Source organism: Desulfosporosinus lacus DSM 15449 (assembly GCF_900129935.1).
Lineage (GTDB): Bacteria > Bacillota > Desulfitobacteriia > Desulfitobacteriales > Desulfitobacteriaceae > Desulfosporosinus > Desulfosporosinus lacus.
Genome location: NZ_FQXJ01000004.1, coordinates 375,939 through 395,383 on the forward strand (window position 1 = coordinate 375,939; position 19,445 = coordinate 395,383).

At 43.5% G+C, this 19,445-nt stretch carries 14 protein-coding genes and 5 pseudogenes; 2 read left to right on the forward strand and 17 right to left on the reverse strand.

Features of this window, described 5'->3' with window-relative positions:
- Positions 1-399 precede the first annotated feature (399 nt).
- Positions 400-648: a hypothetical protein gene (locus BUB11_RS06205; RefSeq protein ID WP_073028618.1), complete on the reverse strand. Its 249-nt coding sequence runs from the start codon at positions 646-648 to the stop codon at positions 400-402.
- 273 nt (positions 649-921) lie between these two features.
- Here BUB11_RS06205 and BUB11_RS06215 point away from each other — a divergent pair.
- Positions 922-2,068 (forward strand): annotated as a pseudogene (locus BUB11_RS06215) (IS3 family transposase).
- Positions 2,069-2,599: 531 nt separating this feature from the next.
- Here the strand turns inward: BUB11_RS06215 and BUB11_RS28930 are convergent.
- Positions 2,600-2,740: pseudogene (locus BUB11_RS28930) on the reverse strand (tyrosine-type recombinase/integrase); the annotation flags it as partial.
- A gap of 254 nt (positions 2,741-2,994) precedes the next feature.
- On the opposite strand from BUB11_RS28930, the gene BUB11_RS06220 reads away from it, so the two are divergent.
- Positions 2,995-3,693, forward strand: coding sequence for a hypothetical protein (locus tag BUB11_RS06220; protein ID WP_073028623.1), 699 nt, complete (start codon positions 2,995-2,997; stop codon positions 3,691-3,693).
- Positions 3,694-4,102: 409 nt separating this feature from the next.
- Here BUB11_RS06220 and BUB11_RS29035 read toward each other — a convergent pair.
- From BUB11_RS29035 to ybeY, 15 genes and pseudogenes are all read right to left on the reverse strand, one after another.
- A pseudogene (locus BUB11_RS29035) lies at positions 4,103-4,276 on the reverse strand (hypothetical protein); the annotation flags it as partial.
- Positions 4,277-4,471: 195 nt separating this feature from the next.
- Complete coding sequence (gene ppdK, locus BUB11_RS06235; protein WP_073028626.1) at positions 4,472-7,126, reverse strand: pyruvate, phosphate dikinase; 2,655 nt, start codon at positions 7,124-7,126, stop codon at positions 4,472-4,474.
- Positions 7,119-7,940 carry a pyruvate, water dikinase regulatory protein gene (locus BUB11_RS06240; RefSeq protein WP_073028628.1) on the reverse strand — a complete coding sequence of 274 codons (822 nt, stop codon included), beginning with the start codon at positions 7,938-7,940 and terminating at the stop codon, positions 7,119-7,121. The genes ppdK and BUB11_RS06240 overlap by 8 nt, the downstream gene beginning before the upstream one ends.
- Positions 7,941-8,012: 72 nt before the next feature.
- The gene (gene ccpN, locus BUB11_RS06245) at positions 8,013-8,651 is read right to left on the reverse strand and encodes a transcriptional regulator CcpN (protein ID WP_073028629.1); all 639 of its coding nucleotides are present in this window, start codon (positions 8,649-8,651) and stop codon (positions 8,013-8,015) included.
- Positions 8,652-8,992: 341 nt separating this feature from the next.
- Positions 8,993-9,382: pseudogene (locus tag BUB11_RS06250) on the reverse strand (kinase/pyrophosphorylase); the annotation flags it as partial.
- A 393-nt stretch (positions 9,383-9,775) separates the two neighbouring features.
- Complete coding sequence (gene glyS / locus BUB11_RS06255; RefSeq protein ID WP_073028631.1) at positions 9,776-11,851, reverse strand: glycine--tRNA ligase subunit beta; 2,076 nt, start codon at positions 11,849-11,851, stop codon at positions 9,776-9,778.
- 97 nt (positions 11,852-11,948) lie between these two features.
- Positions 11,949-12,830 (reverse strand): annotated as a pseudogene (glyQ, locus tag BUB11_RS06260) (glycine--tRNA ligase subunit alpha); the annotation flags it as partial.
- A gap of 430 nt (positions 12,831-13,260) precedes the next feature.
- Positions 13,261-13,818 carry an NUDIX hydrolase gene (locus BUB11_RS06265; RefSeq protein ID WP_073028632.1) on the reverse strand — a complete coding sequence of 186 codons (558 nt, stop codon included), beginning with the start codon at positions 13,816-13,818 and terminating at the stop codon, positions 13,261-13,263.
- Positions 13,819-13,980: 162 nt separating this feature from the next.
- Positions 13,981-14,415 carry a DUF4342 domain-containing protein gene (locus BUB11_RS06270; protein WP_073028634.1) on the reverse strand — a complete coding sequence of 145 codons (435 nt, stop codon included), beginning with the start codon at positions 14,413-14,415 and terminating at the stop codon, positions 13,981-13,983.
- Complete coding sequence (gene recO / locus BUB11_RS06275; RefSeq protein ID WP_073028635.1) at positions 14,408-15,193, reverse strand: DNA repair protein RecO; 786 nt, start codon at positions 15,191-15,193, stop codon at positions 14,408-14,410. The genes BUB11_RS06270 and recO overlap by 8 nt, the downstream gene beginning before the upstream one ends.
- Before the next feature lie 439 nt (positions 15,194-15,632).
- Complete coding sequence (gene deoC / locus BUB11_RS06280; RefSeq protein ID WP_073028637.1) at positions 15,633-16,268, reverse strand: deoxyribose-phosphate aldolase; 636 nt, start codon at positions 16,266-16,268, stop codon at positions 15,633-15,635.
- A 5-nt stretch (positions 16,269-16,273) separates the two neighbouring features.
- Positions 16,274-17,215 (reverse strand): GTPase Era, encoded by a 942-nt coding sequence (era, locus tag BUB11_RS06285; RefSeq protein WP_073028639.1) that lies wholly within the window; start codon positions 17,213-17,215, stop codon positions 16,274-16,276.
- A 688-nt stretch (positions 17,216-17,903) separates the two neighbouring features.
- On the reverse strand, positions 17,904-18,305 hold the full coding sequence (gene cdd / locus BUB11_RS06290; RefSeq protein ID WP_073028886.1) for a cytidine deaminase: 402 nt from the start codon (positions 18,303-18,305) through the stop codon (positions 17,904-17,906).
- Between the two features lie 113 nt (positions 18,306-18,418).
- Positions 18,419-18,802 (reverse strand): diacylglycerol kinase family protein, encoded by a 384-nt coding sequence (locus BUB11_RS06295; protein ID WP_073028641.1) that lies wholly within the window; start codon positions 18,800-18,802, stop codon positions 18,419-18,421.
- Positions 18,803-18,845: 43 nt separating this feature from the next.
- A complete protein-coding gene (gene ybeY, locus BUB11_RS06300; RefSeq protein ID WP_073028642.1) occupies positions 18,846-19,319 on the reverse strand; it encodes an rRNA maturation RNase YbeY in 474 nt (157 codons plus the stop codon).
- Between the last annotated feature and the right edge of the window lie 126 nt (positions 19,320-19,445).

Genomic DNA, 19,445 nt, shown 5'->3' on the forward strand with positions numbered 1-19,445 from the left:
ATTCACTTGTATTTTCTCAAATTCCTAGTTGGAATAGTTCAGAACAGAATTTTCGAGCTCTCTCACAACCTTATTTCACCATATGCATACTTCATTATCAATTCGTTCTAACCAATCGTCGTTTTTTAGCATTATGGAACACTTCTCGAAATTCAACACTACTAATAGACTTTCCCTTCATTTATATAATGCACCTTTTTGTACATTATTTTCAATTATCTTCAAGCCTTTAATTCATTTCTCATCCTCTATTTTATAATAACCTATATGTTTTCTTTGCTTACCGTTATATTGTCTTTCAGCCTCAGCACTAAATTATCATTCCTTGGTTCCCATTCTCTATGATAGTCCTGTATTAGATAATAAATTGCATTCTGATAGATGAAATAAACCTTTGATTTAATAAGTGTTGTGTTGTGAGTATCCATCTACTACGATGTCTTTTACATCAGCTATGAAACCTAAGGCGTATGGGGCTGCTACTTTCTGCCACTCCCTTATGATATCCTGCCTTTTTAGGAGATAGCATATATCAGATACTATCTCTGGACAACCTTTTATATGGTCTACATTGCTATCTTCCCAGAAGTAATCGTTTATCAGGAATCCATTTATACAATTATCAATGTACTTTCCTCTTTTTCTCAACCTGACTCTTACTCTGTTAACATAAGAACTATCAAACTTATCTCAGTCTAATAATTCATTATTGTAATAGGCGTTTAAACCATTTGATGTCTCCTTAAATGTTATCCCTTTGCTTTCTAGAAAATTGCTAAGGTCTTTTTTCTCTTTCAGTGTACCTATGAGATTATATACGTCTGTTTCATTGGGTGGGTTTATCCTTGATGTTAAGTGTCCTACTGCACAAGCATCAAATTTTATTTTATTGATAGGGGGGGGTAAAGTTTAAGGGAAACATTGAACAGCCCAGCGGAAAAAGCGAAGATCGTTTTAGAGGTTCTCAGAGAGGAAAGTACTCTCAATGAGATAGCCACCAACTATGGAGTCAGTCCACAGCTTATTAGTCGATGGAAAGTTGAGTTTATCGAGAATATGCCAGCCGTGTTTGATAAGAAGAACACTGAAGTTAAGCAGTTGAAGAAAGATCATTCTGCAGAGAAGGAGGATCTGATCAATCAGATTGGTCAGTTGACGGTAGACTTGACTTGGCTCAAAAAAAAACAGGAGCAAGTCTTAGAAATTCGGAAAAGAAGGAACTTATAGAGTTTGAGAATCCGAAGATTACGTCAAGCACCAGTGTAAACTTTTGGGGTTACCTCGTTCATCGGCCTATTACAAAAGTCATGGCGTGACCGAACCGAGTCAGGAAGAAGTGGATATTAAGAACGCGATCGACAAGATCCACTATGACGAGTGTTCTTATGGTTGCCGAAGAATGCAGAAGGAACTCAGAAAGAAGGGTTTCCATGGTATCGGTAAAAGAAGAGTGCGCAGATATATGGACGAAATGGGTATCGTCGCCTTCTATCCTGGTCCAAACCTAAGCAAACGTGACTTGCAAGATCGAACATACCCATATTTACTACGGAATGTTCCAATCACGCATGTTAATCAGGTTTGGGGTATTGATATAACGTACTGTGGGACGCCCTCAGGGTTCATGTATCTCGTGGCCATCATTGATTGGCACTCTCGTTTAATCGTCGGATGGGCTATGAGTAACACCATGCAGTCGGACTTTGTCATACGAGCCGTCGAAGAGGCCATAAAGACCCACGGAAAACCTGAAATCATGAATTCAGATCAAGGAAGTCAATTCACTTCAAAGGCATATATCGAGTGCATTAAGAGCAAGGAAACTATTCGAATTAGTATGAACGGTAAGGGTCGGGCGAGAGATAATGCGAGAATTGAACGCTTCTTTCGCAACTATAACTGGGAGCGTTTGTATCCAGAGGCTCCTGAGACCGTCACAGAGTTGAAGCAAATGACCGTGAACTATATGAAGCATTACAACTGGAACCGGCCACATCAATCACTCGAGTATGCTACTCCTAGCAGCATCTACTATTCTCAAAACGACGTTCAAGGACAGGTAGTATAACTTGACTTTTGTGAAAAAGAGAGCAATATGTCAACGTGGCCGAGTCCTTTGATTGAACTGTCGGGTTAGTTGTCCGGGTGCCACGAGGGATACCGAAGCCGAAGGCTGAGGATATGCTCGCTGGTATCCCATGGACAACAGCTCATGTGACAAGCTAAAGGACCGAAGGGACATTTTTCCTCCGCAGAGGACAAATGGTCCTTCTGGCCAGCGCCGAGCGTCGTAACCCCCCCATCCCATAGGTCTCATCTTTTACTCAAGTTAGATAATAAGACCGATTATGAGGAAAGGAGTTTATCTTAAGATTTTCAAAATCGTGTCTTGACAAGCGGGGGCATTACACACCACTTATGCGTTCTACTTCTTCCATTGAAGCTTTGACGATTTCATCATACTGCACTCGTTTCTCTTTAAGCTCATTCTTATCTATTATTCCATCAGTATATGATTCAATGAGCCTACTTAGCTTTTGTTTATTCCTATCTATCTTTGATTGAAGCTTGGCCCTATTATGTGACTGGCGAGGGTGAATTATTTAAACTTAATCATATTGGCCGCTCGTTTCTTCTGTTCGTCGAGTATCACTGCATATTGCCTTGTAGTCTTAGGTTCACTATGCCTTAGGTAATCTTGCACTAAGGCTAGGTTATCCGTCTCTCTGAGTAGCATTGTAGTTGATTATACATCGTTTTCTAGGGAAAAAATCTATAAACTTGATTCTGAATAGAAGATAGCCTATGTACTTAACAAAAAGCGACTGGCCTTAAAAAAAATTTAAATATGTTGTAACCTTTTACCATGCTTATACTCTCTATATAATGGAACGCAATTTGGTAGAAGGGAGGGTAGTTTTTCTTTATAACTCGCTATAAGTTAAATTGCTTAGGTTAATTTCGACAGTATTAAAATTGAGGAGGTAATATTTTATGACAATCCTAAAATCCAAGAAAATTAAATCCATACTAACTGGTGTTCTGGCAGTCTTTTTAACGTTATCTTTAAGTGGTCCTGTTTTTGCTTCAACCAACAATAAGGATGCTGCAACCCAAAAGTTTTCAAAGGATACCATTATAACTACCGATAATGCGAAAAGTATCCTTAAGGCCTACGGCATTGATCCAAACACTGGAGTTAAAAGTGATAAACCGATAGCTAGTGTCAAAACAGTAGCGGACTTAGAAATAGCTCTTGAAGAGGGAAAGAAACTACCCAGTAAAATAATCGATAATGTCACTGTCAGTCCTCTTCCTCTTTTGCCTTCTAGCCTTGCAGTAATAAACGCAATTAGTTATGAAACCCGGACCACAACTACTAAATATACCTCTACATTGTCTGTTATATATTCAGCTTCTGGCCAACATTATACGTATGGTGAAGAGGCCTGGTGGACCTCCGCAGGCTCTGGAAGTATCACACCAAAGGCCACAGGCATTCCAGGAACCTTCTATCAAGTTACAGAACAACGCAGATTGTCAAATCAGGTTTATAACGCTAATACGATGTCCTCGTATTTACAATTGAGCTATGACTATGATATTACGCATTATGTTACTGTTGCCGGATTTACTTATCCAACATCCAGCTCACCTATTCAAGGTTCTGTTAGGTTTACTGGAGTTTTCTAATATCTCATACAATTTTCCCCAGAGAAAGCGGCGCATAGGCTTTTGTAAAAGAAATAGAGAACGTTCATTTAACGTTTTCTATTTCTTTCTAAGAATAAATTTAAATCCATGGTTTTAGGATGAAAATTAAAGTCAATGAAGTATACTGATAATAGACTCTATGCGATACTGAGTGGCTATATTATAGAGGGAGGGGGAAAGGACTATGGAAATTATAACTGCTTTGATTATTACCGTGGTACTTCTTATAGGTTCAATTTTGTTGTCCCGGAAAGTTGACCGAAATACTCAAAAGTCGACTGTCTCATTTTTTCTTTCATTTGTCATTATGGCGTTTCAAATTTTATCATTTTTCTTTCTCTGTTTTATTGTTCTAAAGGTAATTACTATATTTTTTTAATAAACGACCTTAGGTCGTAGGTAGGGGAGGAAGCCTCGTTAAAGCCACTCTCCTTGTACTATCTTTTATTCCAGCATAGAACTTTGCCGTTGTGGACGGATCCGAATGACAAAGGAAGTCCGATGTAAGATTGATATCGCCTGTGACATTATAAAAATTGGTACCAAATGTGTGACGTAGTGAATGAGTCGATAGAGATCATAGTCTAAACCGGCTAATAAACTTGCATAAGTAGTTTCTGATATCTCCATTGGAACTTAAAAAAAGGGTACTATCTCTTAAATTACTAAGAAATAGTACCCTTGCTTTATTTTACATCAATTCCCCAAACCCTTGGTATATAAGGCTTTTTGAGCTTTGATTAACCGTTTTTAAGCCTTACTTAGATTGCACCTTGTTGTTAACAGCCGCCTGAGCAGCAGCCAAGCGAGCTATAGGCACTCTAAACGGAGAACAGGAGACATAATCCAGTCCAACGATATGACAGAATTCTACAGAATTAGGTTCTCCACCGTGCTCCCCACAAATACCTAAGCCGAGCTTAGGGTTTGTGCTTCGCCCAAGATTTACTCCTATGCCAATTAGCTTTCCTACCCCATCCCGATCAAGTACGACAAAGGGATCAGTTTTCATAAGCTTCTTGTCCAGATAAATGGGCAGGAACTTCCCTTGAGCATCATCACGAGACAGGCCCATTGTCATCTGCGTGAGATCGTTTGTCCCGAAGGAGAAGAAGTCTGCGACTTTTCCGATCTCATCCGCCAAGAGAGCCGCCCGGGGCACCTCAATCATGGTTCCAACTTTATAGTGGATTTGGACGTTTTGCTCGCTCATAACCTCAGCAGCCGTGTCATCAACCAGCTTACGCATCATAATAAATTCTTCTTTTCCCATAATCAGCGGAATCATGACTTCAGGGTGAATGTCATACCCTTCCTTTAGCAACCGTGCACTGGCTTGGAAAATTGCCCGGGCTTGCATGACCGTGATTTCCGGGAAGGAAACGCCCAGACGACAACCTCGATGGCCAAGCATCGGGTTTAGTTCAGATAAGGCCCGAACATTGCGCAGTAGGGATTCTTTGTCATGTAAGGATCCCGGATCGGCTTTGCTCATTCTTAGTTTTGTAATGTCCACGACCAACTCCTCAGAATGGGGAAGGAACTCGTGAAGCGGCGGATCAAGCAAACGAATGGTTACCGGGAAACCCTGCATCGCCTTTAAAATTCCGTAGAAGTCTTCTTCCTGCATAGGTAAGAGCTTAGCTAAGGCATCTTCGCGATCCTCCAGGCTTTGGGCCAGAATCATGTCTTGGACAATGGGAATTCGCTCAGGATCCATAAACATATGCTCTGTGCGGGTCAACCCAATCCCAACCGCTCCAAAATCCCGAGCGTTAGACGCTTCGGTGGGACTGTCAGCATTGGCCATAACACGCAGTCTGGAGATTTCATCCGCCCAACCCAAGAACTCTTTAAACCCTTCACTCAGCTCCGGATCGACCATAGAAACTTCTCCCTTAATCACTCGTCCGGTTGCCCCATCAATGGACATGATGGTTCCATGAGGGTACTCTACCCCTTCAATAACCACTAAACCCTGAGTATAGTCAATCTTTAAGGCGTCACATCCGCAGACAGCAGGTTTGCCCATATGGCGAGAAACAACCGCTGCATGACTCGTCATACCCCCGCGGCTGGTCAAAATTCCTTGAGCAGCTAAGATACCGCGAATATCATCCGGGGTCGTTTCAGTCCGCACCAAAATCACTTTCTCACCGAGATTCCCTAATCTTTCTGCCTCTTCTGCACTTAGGACAATCCTTCCGGAAGCTGCTCCTGGAGAAGCCGGAAGTCCTTTGGCCAGCACTTGCAACTTGGCATCCGTATCCATGCGGCGATGCAATAAATGCTCCAATTGGTCCGGTTCGATTCTCATAATCGCTTCTTCTTTAGTGATCACACCTTCATGGAAAAGTTCCACTGCCACTCGAATGGCAGCTGACGCGGTTCTTTTACCATTACGTGTTTGAAGCATGTACAGTTTGCCACGCTCAATGGTGAATTCAATATCCTGCATGTCCCGATAATGAGCTTCCAAGCGTTTCGAGAAATCCACAAATTGTTGATAGATTTCCTGATTTTCCTGGGCCAGGGTAGCAATCGGGTTAGGAGTCCGTATCCCAGCCACCACGTCTTCCCCTTGAGCATTCATCAGATATTCTCCATAAAGAGCACTTTCCCCAGTTGATGGGTTACGTGTAAAAGCCACACCCGTTCCTGAATCCGAGCCCATGTTGCCGAAAACCATGGATTGTACATTAACGGCGGTTCCAATTTCATGGGGAATACCGTTGATTTTACGATACACATTAGCGCGATCATTATTCCACGAACGGAAAACTGCTAAAACGGCCTCCATTAACTGAGCTCTGGGATCCATGGGGAATGGTTTGCCGGTTTTACGTTCGATCTTTTTCTTATACTCAATGACCATCCATTTAAGGCTCTCTGCTGAGAGCTCGGAGTCATAGCGAACCCCTTGTTTCTCTTTCGCACTTTCCAAGATCTGTTCAAAATTATAATGTTCTACTTCTAAGACCACATCCCCAAACATTTGGATAAATCGGCGATAACAGTCCCAAGCGAAACGTTCGTTTTGCGTGTTGGCAGCTAAAGCTTCCACAGTGTCATCATTAAGTCCTAAATTGAGAACGGTATCCATCATGCCTGGCATTGAGAACTTCGCCCCAGACCTTACCGAAACAAGGAGCGGGTTTTTCTTATCTCCAAAGAGTTTGCCGGAAGCCGCCTCAACCTCTGCCAAAGCCGGCCACACTTGCTCCCAAATCCCTGCGGGGAAAATCTCGCCATTGCTGTAATATTCATTGCAGGCTTCCGTGGTAATTGTAAACCCTGGGGGTACCGGTAAACCGATTTGGGTCATCTCTGCTAAATTAGCCCCTTTTCCTCCCAACAAATCGCGCATGGAGGCTTTACCTTCTTGAAACAAATATACATACTTCTTATCCATTTCTATCCCCCTTAAATAATATTTCTAATATAATGCTCGCGGTTTCTTCAACTGCTTTGCCAGTAGCATCAATAATTGGGCAGCCGATACGTTTCATGATACCTCGAGCATACTCCAACTCTCGCATAATGCGATCCAGGTTAGCATAATCCGCTGTTGCGCCTAACCCAAGAGTTTTCAAGCGCTCAGTACGAATTTGATTGAGCAATTCAGGTCTTAGGGTTAAACCAATTATTTTCCGCGCTGAAATACTAAAAAGTTCCTCTGGGGGATCAACTTCTGGAACCAAAGGAATATTCGCAGCTTTGAGTCCTTTATGTGCTAAATACATACTAAGCGGAGTTTTCGAAGTTCGAGAGACGCCGATAAGAACAACGTCTGCAAAAAGAACCCCGCGAGGATCTTTACCATCATCATATTTGACAGCGAATTCGATTGCTTCTACTTTCCGAAAATACTGTTCATCCAGACGATGGATGATGTTCGGCGTATGAGTTGGATCCATACCTGTTTGACTGGACAAGGCGCCAATAAGCGGGCCTAGTATATCAACCGTTTTAAGCCCCTTTTCTAAAGCCTTTCTCTCCAAATACTCTCGCAGATCTTTGAGTACAAGGGTATAAACTAAAATGGCTTGTTCAGCCGCAGCTTCTTCCATAATATCTTCCAAATGGGTTTGATCCCTTACATAGGGAACCCTGCGAATTCGAGTCTTTACACCAATGAACTGTGCCGCTGCCGCCCGACTTACAAACTCAGCCGTCTCACCTAGGGCATCTGAAATGACATAAATAACAGACGTTTGGGTCGTCACATTTTCACCTCCGAATTATTCGAAGTCCCACAGACTTCCGATTTTTAAAACCTTATGCCCCTAATCTCTGGATTACCTGGTTTCCGCAATCTCCACAAAGAGCTTTGTGACATTCGTCTTTGTAAACCGGCCCACGACCTCATAACACTCATTCCCGCTCTCATCTACATACCCTTCTACTACCGGCAAACTATCAACCTGATGTTGAACTAATTTTTTAGCTGCGCTCAAGACGGGTTCGTCTAAGGTTGTCATGTAGATGTTTGGCATTCGCGTCATAATAACACCGACCGGAACCTGTTGAAGGTCGATTTTTCCTAAAGAGGCTTTCATAATATCTTTTCTGGAGATCATTCCTAAAAGGACTCTGTCTGTCCCAACAACCGTCAGACTTCCTACGTTTTGCGTGAACATCGCAACCGTTGCTTCGTAGATACTCGCATCTTCCAATACAGTGACAGGCATAGACTTAAATGCGCAGACTCGGAGTTGGAGCATGCGTTCCATAATTGGGGAAGGTCCGAGATCTTCACGATAAGAATACCCGACGCGCGGCCTAGCCACTAGGACCCCTGACATAGTCAAAACAGTTAAATCCGGGCGCAAAGTAGCTCGCGTCAAATTAAGCATTGCTGCAATCTTCTCACCCGTGATGGATCCCGAATCTTTCACGATCTCCACTATTCGCTGTTGCCGTTCCGTCCATTCCAACCAATTTCACCTCTTATGTTATTGCTCTACCTCAATGTGACATACTAATAAAGTTTAATTCGATCGATTATATCATATAATATTATTAATTGACTAGATGGTGAACATATAATAATTAATTTGATTAAATTCAAGCCTCAAGTATTGCTTTACATCCCATATGAAAGCAAAAACACCTCAAATAAACTTCGTTCTTCAAAACTTCTTTTCTACTTAAGAAATCGTCTGTTTCTACTAGAGCTAATATAGTTTAAGACCGAAGTTACACAGGCAAGAATAGCTGCTAGCAAAGTAAGACATTGAGCAAGAAGAATCATAAGTGCCATCCTCCTTATATTTAGCTATTTGCATAGAGAGCGCCTTCCCTTGTCAGGGGTTAGAGCTTGACTGAGTCGGCAATTTCTTAATACAATGCCCTCGGTTTCTTCAATGGCTTTGCCAGTGGCGTCAATAATTGGGCAACCGATACGTTTCATGATACTCCGGGCATACTTCAACTCTCGCATAATGCGATCTAGGTCGCCTAATCGGTTGTTGCGCCTAAACCTAGGTTTAAAGCACTTAGTTCGAATATAGTTGAGCAATTCAGCCCTTAGCGTTGAGCCAATTAATTTTGTGAGGTGAATACTAAAAAGTTTATCCGGAGCAACTTCTGGGACCAAGAGTATATTCGCCGCCTTGAGCCCTTTATGTGCTAAATACATACTAAGCGGGGTTTTCGAGGTTCGAGAGACGCCGAATAACTTAAAAAAACAAGTTGGAGAGTAAAATCCACAATTACTTTTGTGATTTTACTCTCCAACCTATTCTCGATGGGAAAGGAGCTGCCTAATGCTCCCCAAGAATCTTTTTATGGCCATATGAAAGATAAAGTACGTCTAACATTGCACTACTTTTATAGGATCAAAACTACTAATTGATGATTATGGACTACTACAGTGTAATCATAGATATCTATGAAATTTAAAAAAGATGACTCCGGCTCTATACCGAAATCATCTTCTAATTGCTTAACACCCTTATTCAAATTACCTTTGATATGGGGACCATTTTATTATGAGGTAGCCCCTTTTAAAATTAATCAAATCTTTTAGTTCATAAAAATTGGTCTTTTTATTTATTCACTAAGCCAAGATACTTAATTCACCCAAACATCCCAACATCCCCACACACTGACCGAGTAACGCCAGACGTGCCTTCTTCAAGTCTTCATCTTCCACCATAATCATGACCGCTTGGAAAAGAGCTTCGATTTGCGGGATCAGTTCCCAAGCAAGATCATAGGCCTCTTCATAATTCCCCAAGCTAATCATCTGATCAAAACTCTGTCTGCGAGAAGATATTGCGTCAGCTAAGGCTATTTCGGTCCCATCGACCAAACGGGATGGATCTAACTCTAAAGTTGGTTCTTTTTTGGTTAGGTTAAAGCAACGAGTATAGGTTTGGGCATAAAGGACAAAAGCTTCTTCCACCCGTTTTTCGGAAAGCACCCGAGCTCTTTTCACCACACGATTAATCTCATCACTGCCAAGGGCCAAAACCGCATCCAAAGTATCATAGCGCAGACCTTGTTCCTGAAGCACGAAACGCACCCTTTGTTGGAAGAAATCCAGTAACAAAGGTAAGATGTCTCCGATGGGCAAAGGAACCGTTCCTTGCTTCTCAAGAAGGCTGTAGGACTCCAGAATAAGCTCTTTTAAGGAAAGATCCCACCCTGAGTCTAAAAGGATTGCCACAATCCCCTGGGCTTGCCTTCTGAGAGCATAAGGATCTTGAGACCCTGTAGGTTGAATCCCAATGCTGAATGCCCCCACAATTGCATCTAGTTTATCTGCAATGCTGACCACGCGTCCTGAATCAGAGGCCGGCGTCGCATCTCCTGCAAAACGAGGTTGATAGTGTTCGAGTATTCCTTGACAGACCTCAGGCTTCTCTCCACTGGCTTTGGCGTAGTCCGCACCCATGATTCCTTGCAATTCAGGGAAATCACTGACCATCAAGGTTACTAGATCTGCTTTAGCTAAATATGCAGTTCGATCAATCTCTTCTTGTTTAGCCGCTCCGAACCCTTGACGCCCTGCCATGAATCGAGATAAACCACGTAAGCGTTCAACCCTTTGTTCAACTGTGCCCAACTTCTCGTGATACACAATTTTCCCTAACTTAGGCACTAATTCTGCCAGTGAAACTTTTTGATCTTCCCTATAATAGAAGGCCGCATCTTCCAGGCGAGCTTTCAACACTTTTTCATTTCCGGCTTTAACCATGTCTAAAGCGAAATCATTCCCATTTCGCACCGTAATAAAATAGGGCAGAAGTTGTCCGTCTCGAGATCGGACCGGGAAATACCGTTGATGCTCTCGCATAGGAGTTGTAATCACAGCCTCAGGTAAATGCATGTATTGAGAAGCCACTTCGCCTATTAAAGCCGTGGGATACTCCACAAGGTGAATAACCTCACCCAGAAGTTCTTCATCTGCAGGTACCTCGCCCCCGACCTTCTCAGCAAGAATTTTTAATTGAGCTAAGATAGCAATCTTTCTCTCCTCCGGATCGATGATCACATAAGCCTGACGTAAAGCTTCACGATAATCCGAGGGTTGGCCAATCAGTACACCCTCTGTCGCTAAAGTACGATGCCCGCGGGAGGCGCGTCCCGACTCAAGACCTACGAACTCAAAGGGAACGACATCTGAACCGTAAAGTGCAACAATCCAACGAATAGGCCGAGCAAAACGAAAATCAAGTTCGCCCCAGCGCATTGGCTTTGGAAAATGCAAGGAGTTAATAGTATCAATAGCAAGTTGAGGCAGGAGTTCTTTTGTCTTAAGCCCAACTTCTGATTTTCGAGCAAATACATAGGGTACCCCATTAACCTCTTGAACAAAAAGATTTTCTACCGCTACGCCTTGCCCTCTGGCAAAGCCTTGGGCAGCCTTCGTGGGTGCTCCACTGGCATCATAGGCGGCTTTCACAGCCGGCCCCTTGACCTCCATGGATAAATCCTCTTGGGTTTCCGCAAGTTCCATTACCAAAAGAGCCAGACGACGAGGGGTGGCAAAAACCTTTATTTCCTTATACATTAAGCGGAGCTCTGCTAAGCGTTTGCGTGCCTGTTCTTCCAACTGAGTCATGGCCCCTGGAGAAAATTTAGCTGGGATTTCTTCCGTTCCAATTTCAAGCAAAAAATCATTCGCCATCTTACTCCACCTCCAAATCGTTGTTCGAGGTTCGTTGTTCGAGGTTCGAGTGCATGTGTTCTTGCGGGTTAAGCAACGCTTCATGTGTGTTTTGATGCTCCCTTACCCTATCCCTATTAAGCAAAGGGAACCCCAATTTCTCTCGCTGCTCTACATAAGCCTGAGCACAAAGACGAGCCAACCCACGCACCCGAGTAATGTAACTTGTGCGTTCCGTGACACTGATTGCCCCCCGAGCATCCAACAGGTTAAACGTATGCGAGCATTTCAGCACGTAATCATAGGCCGGAAGCACTAAACCCTTCTCAACAACTCGTTTGGCCTCACGCTCATACATATCAAACCAAGTTTGCAATGCTTCTATATCCGCCACTTCAAAATTATAATGTGAGTAATCTATTTCATTCTGAAGATAAATATCCCCGTAGGTGACATCTCCAACCCATTCAATATCATAAACATTATCTTTGTTTTGGATATAAGTGGTCAGGCGCTCCAATCCGTAAGTGATTTCAGCACAAACCGGTTTGCAGTCAATCCCTCCGCACTGTTGGAAATACGTAAACTGAGTCACTTCCATTCCATCTAGCCAGACTTCCCAGCCTAACCCCCAGGCCCCTAAAGTTGGCGACTCCCAATTATCTTCTACAAACCGAATATCATGCTCACGAGGATTAATTCCCAGCCGCTCAAGACTCTGCAAATATAGCTCCTGAACATTGTCCGGAGAGGGCTTAAGAATGACTTGGTATTGAAAATAGTGCTGTAACCGATTAGGGTTCTCTCCATACCGACCATCCGTAGGTCTGCGAGACGGCTCAACATAAGCTACATTCCAGGGCTCCGGTCCCAGAGCCCTTAAAAAAGTTGCCGGGTTCATAGTACCCGCCCCTTTTTCTACATCATATGGTTGCGCAATAATACACCCTTGTTCTCCCCAAAACTGGTTAAGGGTTAAGATAATATCTTGGAACTTCATAATAAGCCTCCTCAAGAATTGATTTTGTTGAAAGTAAGGGGCCTTTGCAATGTCCCCTTACTTTGTGATCCACATAAAATATCTCCCCGAAATTTTTGCCATATGCCAAAAACAATGAAAAAGCCCTCACCCCCGTAGCATTTTTAAGCTACAGGGACGAGAGCTTGTTCCCGCGGTTCCACCCTGTTTGACCCCTCAGGGTCCTCTTCGTTTTACGTGCTCAGAGTTGCCCCATTCACTTCTCTCATTTCGGCTTCCACCCACCCGAACTCGCTATTAGAGAGGATTCGTGAACTTCTTTCCCATCATCGCATATTAAAGTCATTAATTTTATTTATTATATGCTGAGGAAGAAATTGTGTCAAATGTATCGAGAACTAGAACTGCTTTTTCGTGATGCAACCTTTTGTTAGGCGATATGCTAAGTACTCTATAATTTTTTAATTTTAGAAATAAACTTCGTATACACCTTATGCATATGAGGTTCATTGCTATATTCAATCAATTTTTCTAACGGAATCCATCTAACCCCGCTATTTTCATCTTCTTTAACAATCAGAGCGTCATTCTCATCAGCTTCCATCAAAAATGCCACTGATAAATGTAGATGTGGGGATACATACTCCCCTCTTTTCATATGCCCTAACACCGGAAGTATGTCCAAAGAAAATATGCCCGGAATAACCAAGTGAACATTATTAACTCCAGTTTCCTCCTTCAATTCTTTAACAGCCACAGTTAAAAGGTCCTTTTCCCCATCCGCATGTCCACCTGTCCAAGACCAAGAATCATAAATATTATGATGGATTACAAGCACTTTATCTCTTGAATTATTTACTGCGAAAGCGGAGCTTGTGAAATGAGCAATCTTATTATTTCTCGTTAAAACGTCCTCAAATACCCCTAAGCAATTTAGAATTACCTCTTTATCCTTTTCCTCTTGCTCATTATATGGAATATATCTTTTGATTGATTCGACGAAATCCATATTCTCTCTCTTTTCATACAAGAATTATCCTTGTAAATCTAATTTAAACAGCTTAAATACTTCTACAAGGCTAAAGCAACTATTTTCAAATAGGAAATCCTAGTAATTTTAAATAGCGCTAATGTCCAAGTCACTTATTTAGCAAAAATATCAAATAGCAAACTAAAACTCTCCCGTTCCTTCATCGTGAGAATAATCCTCTTTAGAAGCAACTTCCAACTCAAAATGGTTAATTGCCGCCCCTACAGCACCTACAAGTGCCAGCATTCGCAAACCAGGCTTCCTCCAAATTGTATACGCCAGAGCTAGTCCCAAGGGAGCTGAAAGGCTGATGATCGTATTGTCATGCCGTTTGAGGCTGATTGTAGAGTGACTAATATTCGATATCGTAGATTTCACACTATCCAAGATCCCCTGTCCACGCTCTTCAAAATTCCAGTCTTGCCCTAAACCATTTCGAACCTTCTCTAAATCATCCAAAGCCTTCAGTAAATCACCCTGAGCCAAGTTTAAGGCCGAACGAGCCTCTTCATATCCAATCCCCATTCGTTCACGCAAAATATCTATCTTTTCAAGTTCTGTCCAAGGTTCATTCATTTTCTCTGCCTTCCTTTCCATCAAAACTTCGCTCCAATGAATCCTGGGTTAAACTTCCCATCCTCCACGATTTAAGAGGACGCTCAAACTTATGCTCAAGATAAACTCGTAATGTCTCCAAAATCTCTTGCTGCATCCAAGCCCCCCAACGCATACGGTCCAGCTTAGTAATATCAGCACGAATCAACTGACGCATAAATGCAATACTGCCCGCCCGAATCCATCGCCCAGAATAGTTCTCCTGACAATTCCCACATAAAGTACCACCGGCTTCTAAACTAAAAAACATCCGATCCCCCTTCACGCTAACCCCACACTCAGCACATTCTCCCAGAAGCGGACGATACCCCAAAACTTCCATTAACCGCAAAGAGTATGCACTAAGCACAAGAGATGGATCAAATTGTTCCAGTAGAAAAAAACAGGTCAAAGTAAGTGTAAAGAGTTCCGTATTAGGCTGATCAGGTATTGTCGAGATATCTAACAGCTCAGCAATCCCCGTAGCAGCGAATGACCGATCCAGATCATTCCAAAGATGAGGGAAGCTTTCCTTAGGGCTGCACTGACTGACGGTATCCAGACTCTTCCCCCGATGAATCAGAAAATCCCCATATGTAAATAATTGAGCCCCCGCTCTTTGACGACTCTTAGGTTTGCGCACCCCTTTTGCCACAGCTTGAAGCTTCCCCAATTCACGGGAAAAAAGAGTGAGTACCCGATCCGACTCACCAAATTGCTTGCTGCGGATCACCAACGCGTCCGCATGATAAACGGCCACGCCCACTCACCCTTTCTATTCTTTGTATTCTATGATCTTAGTATGCATTTTTGTGGATGAAAAGCTGACTTTGTGCCTTAAAGCATGAAGGCGCACATGAAATGTGCCTTCTCCCCAAAACGTCGCCCCCGTTCCTAGGCCCCGGGACGCAGTGTGATACATCAGCGACGTCTTTACGTAAGCAGCTAAGCAAACTTCCGCTCAAGCGACCTCAAACACGGGGCAGTGTACAAGGATGTACACTGCCGCCAGTGAGCCACGGACGGCTCATCTGGCACGATAGTCTCCAGTGGAGATTATCGCCGTAGGCGGGTTCTTTAAAAGGATACTATCGCCGAAGGATGAACCCCGCTCCCCAAAGCCAAGAGCTTGAACGGGTTAGTTTGCTCTGCGTCGTAAGCACCGAGCGGATGTACACACAAGTCCTCCACAAGCCCTCTTAAGCAAGCACCGCACTTGTCCCCAACCTATCCGCCCCAGCCTCCACAAGCTCAAGCGCAAACTCCTTCGTCCTGATTCCACCTGATGCCTTAACCTTAACATTTTCTCCAACCCATTTTTTCAGATTCCGCACATCCTCGATGGTGGCTCCACCTCCGGCAAAACCCGTTGAAGTCTTAATAAAATCTGCCCCCGAACGTTTAACAATCTCGGCCGCCGATTTTTTCTCATCTTCAGTAAGCAAACTGGTTTCGATAATAACCTTTATAACTAACCCGCACTCATGGGCAGCTTCTACCACTCTGGTAATATCCCGCTCAACCGCTTCCCAATTTCCGGATTTCGCCCATCCGACATTTATGACCATATCCACTTCTTTACCGCCATGTGCTTTAACCATAAATACTTCCTGGACTTTAACCTCTGTGTACGTCGCCCCTAATGGAAACCCAACAACAGCAGCAATACAAATCCCCGTTCCATGCAAAAGTTTAGAAGCCGTTTGCACATAACACGGATTAACACAAACAGCCGCAAACTTATGCTGTTGAGCTTCATGACAAAGTGCCACAATATCCTTTTCAGACGCTTGAGGTTTTAATAATGTGTGATCTGTTATTCCTGCAATATTCATCTATGTTATCCCTTTTCCTTTCCATAGCCATAGTTTCGCAAGCTATCCGGCCTGTTCCGCCAATCTTTTTTAACTTTAACCCAAAGCTCTAAAAACACCTTACTGCCCAACAAGGCCTCGATATCCAAACGAGCCAAGCGGCCAATTTCCTTAAGTTGTTTACCCCCTGCCCCGATGATAATCCCTTTTTGAGAATCTCGCTCAACCACAACCAAGGCTCGCACTTTAACCAAAGTCTTCTTTTCTTCAACCTCTTCAATTACAACAGCAATTGAATGCGGGACCTCATCACGGGTCAGTTGAAGTACTTTTTCCCGTACTAACTCCGCCATAATAAAACGCTCCGGTTGGTCAGTCACTTCATCTTCAGGATAATACATCGGACCCATAGGCATTTTATCAAAAATCACTTTTAACAGTTCATCTGTATTTTCCCCTGTTTTTGCAGAAATAGGTACGATAGCCTTGAAATCTGCCAAACTCGAGAAATGCTGAATTTTATGCATCAACTGATCTTTACTCAATAAGTCAACTTTATTCAAAGCAAGCACACAGGGAGTCTTCGTTTGCTTGAGCATTTCAATGATAAACTCTTCCCCGGCACCGTAATCCGCCGAAAGATCCACCATATAAAGGATCACGTCAACCTCTCGCATGGATTCCTTAGCCGCACCAACCATGAATTCTCCTAGCTTATGCTTTGGCTTATGTATTCCAGGCGTATCCAAAAAAACAATCTGTCCCCGTTCCTCGGTCAAGATACACTGGATTCGATTACGGGTAGTCTGAGGCTTATCGGACATGATAAGCACTTTCTGTCCTAACAAATGATTAAGCAAGGTTGATTTCCCTGCATTCGGTCTTCCAATAACAGACACAAAACCTGAACGAAATTCATCTGATTTTAATGAACCCAACGGTGAAGTCACTTCCCTATCTTCTAGCATTAATTTTTCATGTTATCTATATACTACCATAACCTTAACTAATAACGTCTATTCAGCAGACATCTGAGCAAGTATTCTTAAAGAAATTTCACACACCCCTCAGAACAGCTCAATAACATAAGCACCCCTTAAGAAGGAAGGTACACATGAAATGTGCCTTCTCCCAAGCAGTCGTAACCCCGTTCCCCGTTCCAAGCCCCGGGACGCAGTGTGATACATCCGCGACGTCTTTTACGTAAGCAGCTTAGCAAACTTCCGTTCAAGCGACCCCAGATACGGGGCAGCGCACACGGACGTGCGCTGCCGCCAGTGAGCCCATGACCCCTTCTCGCCGTCCTGCAAGAAGGCTAATCCGTGCGAAGACAGTGTCTTCGGGCTACAGGGGCACTAGACCCATCCATGGTCGTCGGACGGCTCATCTGGTACGATAGTCTCCAGTACGATAGTCTCCGGTGGAGAGTATCGCCGAAGCCGTGGTCCTACTAGGAATGCCCATCAGCGTAGGATAGAGTATCGCCGAAGCCGCTATTCTCCAAACGATACTTATCGGCGTAGGATGATTATCGCCGTAGGCGGGTTCTTTAAAATGATACTATCGCCGAAGGATGAACCCCGCTCCCCAGAGCCAAGAGCTTGAACGGTTAGTTTGCTCTGCGTCGTAAGACCGAGCGATGTACACGCAAGTCCCCTATAGAAACTCCGGCCCAAACGCCTCCGGCAACAGCACTTTCAAACTTGTCCACCGCAAATGCCCTTGCCCATTCATCAAAATGACCGGACAATCCACAGCAAATTCACGAATTACCTGCCGGCATGCACCGCATGGAGATGGAAAAACGTCACTCGGAACAGCAATCACGATTCCCTTTAATTCTCGTTCCCCTCGAGCAATCGCTTGAAAAATTGCATTTCGTTCTGCGCAAACTGTTAAACCATAACTGGCATTTTCCACGTTACAACCACTATAAATCTTTCCTGATGAAAACAGCGCTGCCGCCCCGACTGGGTAATGGGAATAGGGCACATACGCTTGTTCATATGCTGCCTTGGCCCGGTCAATAAGTTCTTGTATGAGCTTAGGATCGAGCATACCTGCTAGCTCTGACTCAATTCTCTCTGTGTTTTGGGATTGATCCTGCTTCACACAAAACAACTCCTAGCAAACCTTTCTAAAAATGACAGAAGATAGATTCCCCCTCCTGCCTAAAAGATCCCTCTCGTAAATCGCAACAATGCCGGGGCAAAAACTATCATCCCGATCACTGCTGCTTGAATCGCAGTAACTAAAACAGCACCTGCCGCAACATCTTTGGCCATTCCCGCTAGAGGGTGATAGTTCGGTTGCGCCATATCAACCACAGTTTCAATGGCGGAATTCATGACCTCAGCACTAATGACGCTCCCAATCGCCAAAATAAGAATCAACCATTCAAACCGTGAAACCCTGCTCCACCAAGCAAAGAGCAAAACACTAATACCTGCCACTACATGAAATTGCATGTGCTTCTGAGTCCTCACAGTGTATATCATTCCACGCCAGGCTTGATTTAGGCTGCGCAAAAACCCCGGTTTATGACGAATCCCCATCTGTTTATCCCTCCGTTTGAAGTTACAAGCTCTTAGCGTATTGCTATACTCTCTCTAACTTCAACTTAGACATTACCTCTTCTTCTTTACTGCGCATTTCTTGTTTATCATTCTCTTCTTCATGATCAAAGCCTAATAAATGGAGAGTCCCATGGACAGCCAGGTATACAATCTCCCGCTCGAAGGAATGCCCATATTCCAGCGCTTGATCTCTTGCCCGTTCGACAGAGATTACAATATCCCCAAGCATCTCGTCCTCTTCCTCAATTTCCGGTTCTTCCTCCATCTCTTCTTGTAAGGCAAAAGAAAGAACATCCGTTGGCCGATCTACTCCTCGATACTCAAGATTTAAGGCATGGATGCGTTGATTATCCACTAACAATAGGCTTACTTCTGCCTCTTCCGAGCCATCTGACAGTCGGACAGCCTCATTAATAGCTTTATTTAGCATAGTCGCCAGCGGTTCACGCTGTTCCTGCAAAATCGATTCTTCTTCCCAAGAGATATCTATGATCACACAATTTCGAGCAAACCCACCTATGAGCCGGAATGGGGTCTACCCTTCCCCCTTTCGATTTTCAAAATCAGCCTGTTTTTATCATCTTAGGATAACCTTTGTTAATCTTCTTCCTATTTCATTGTG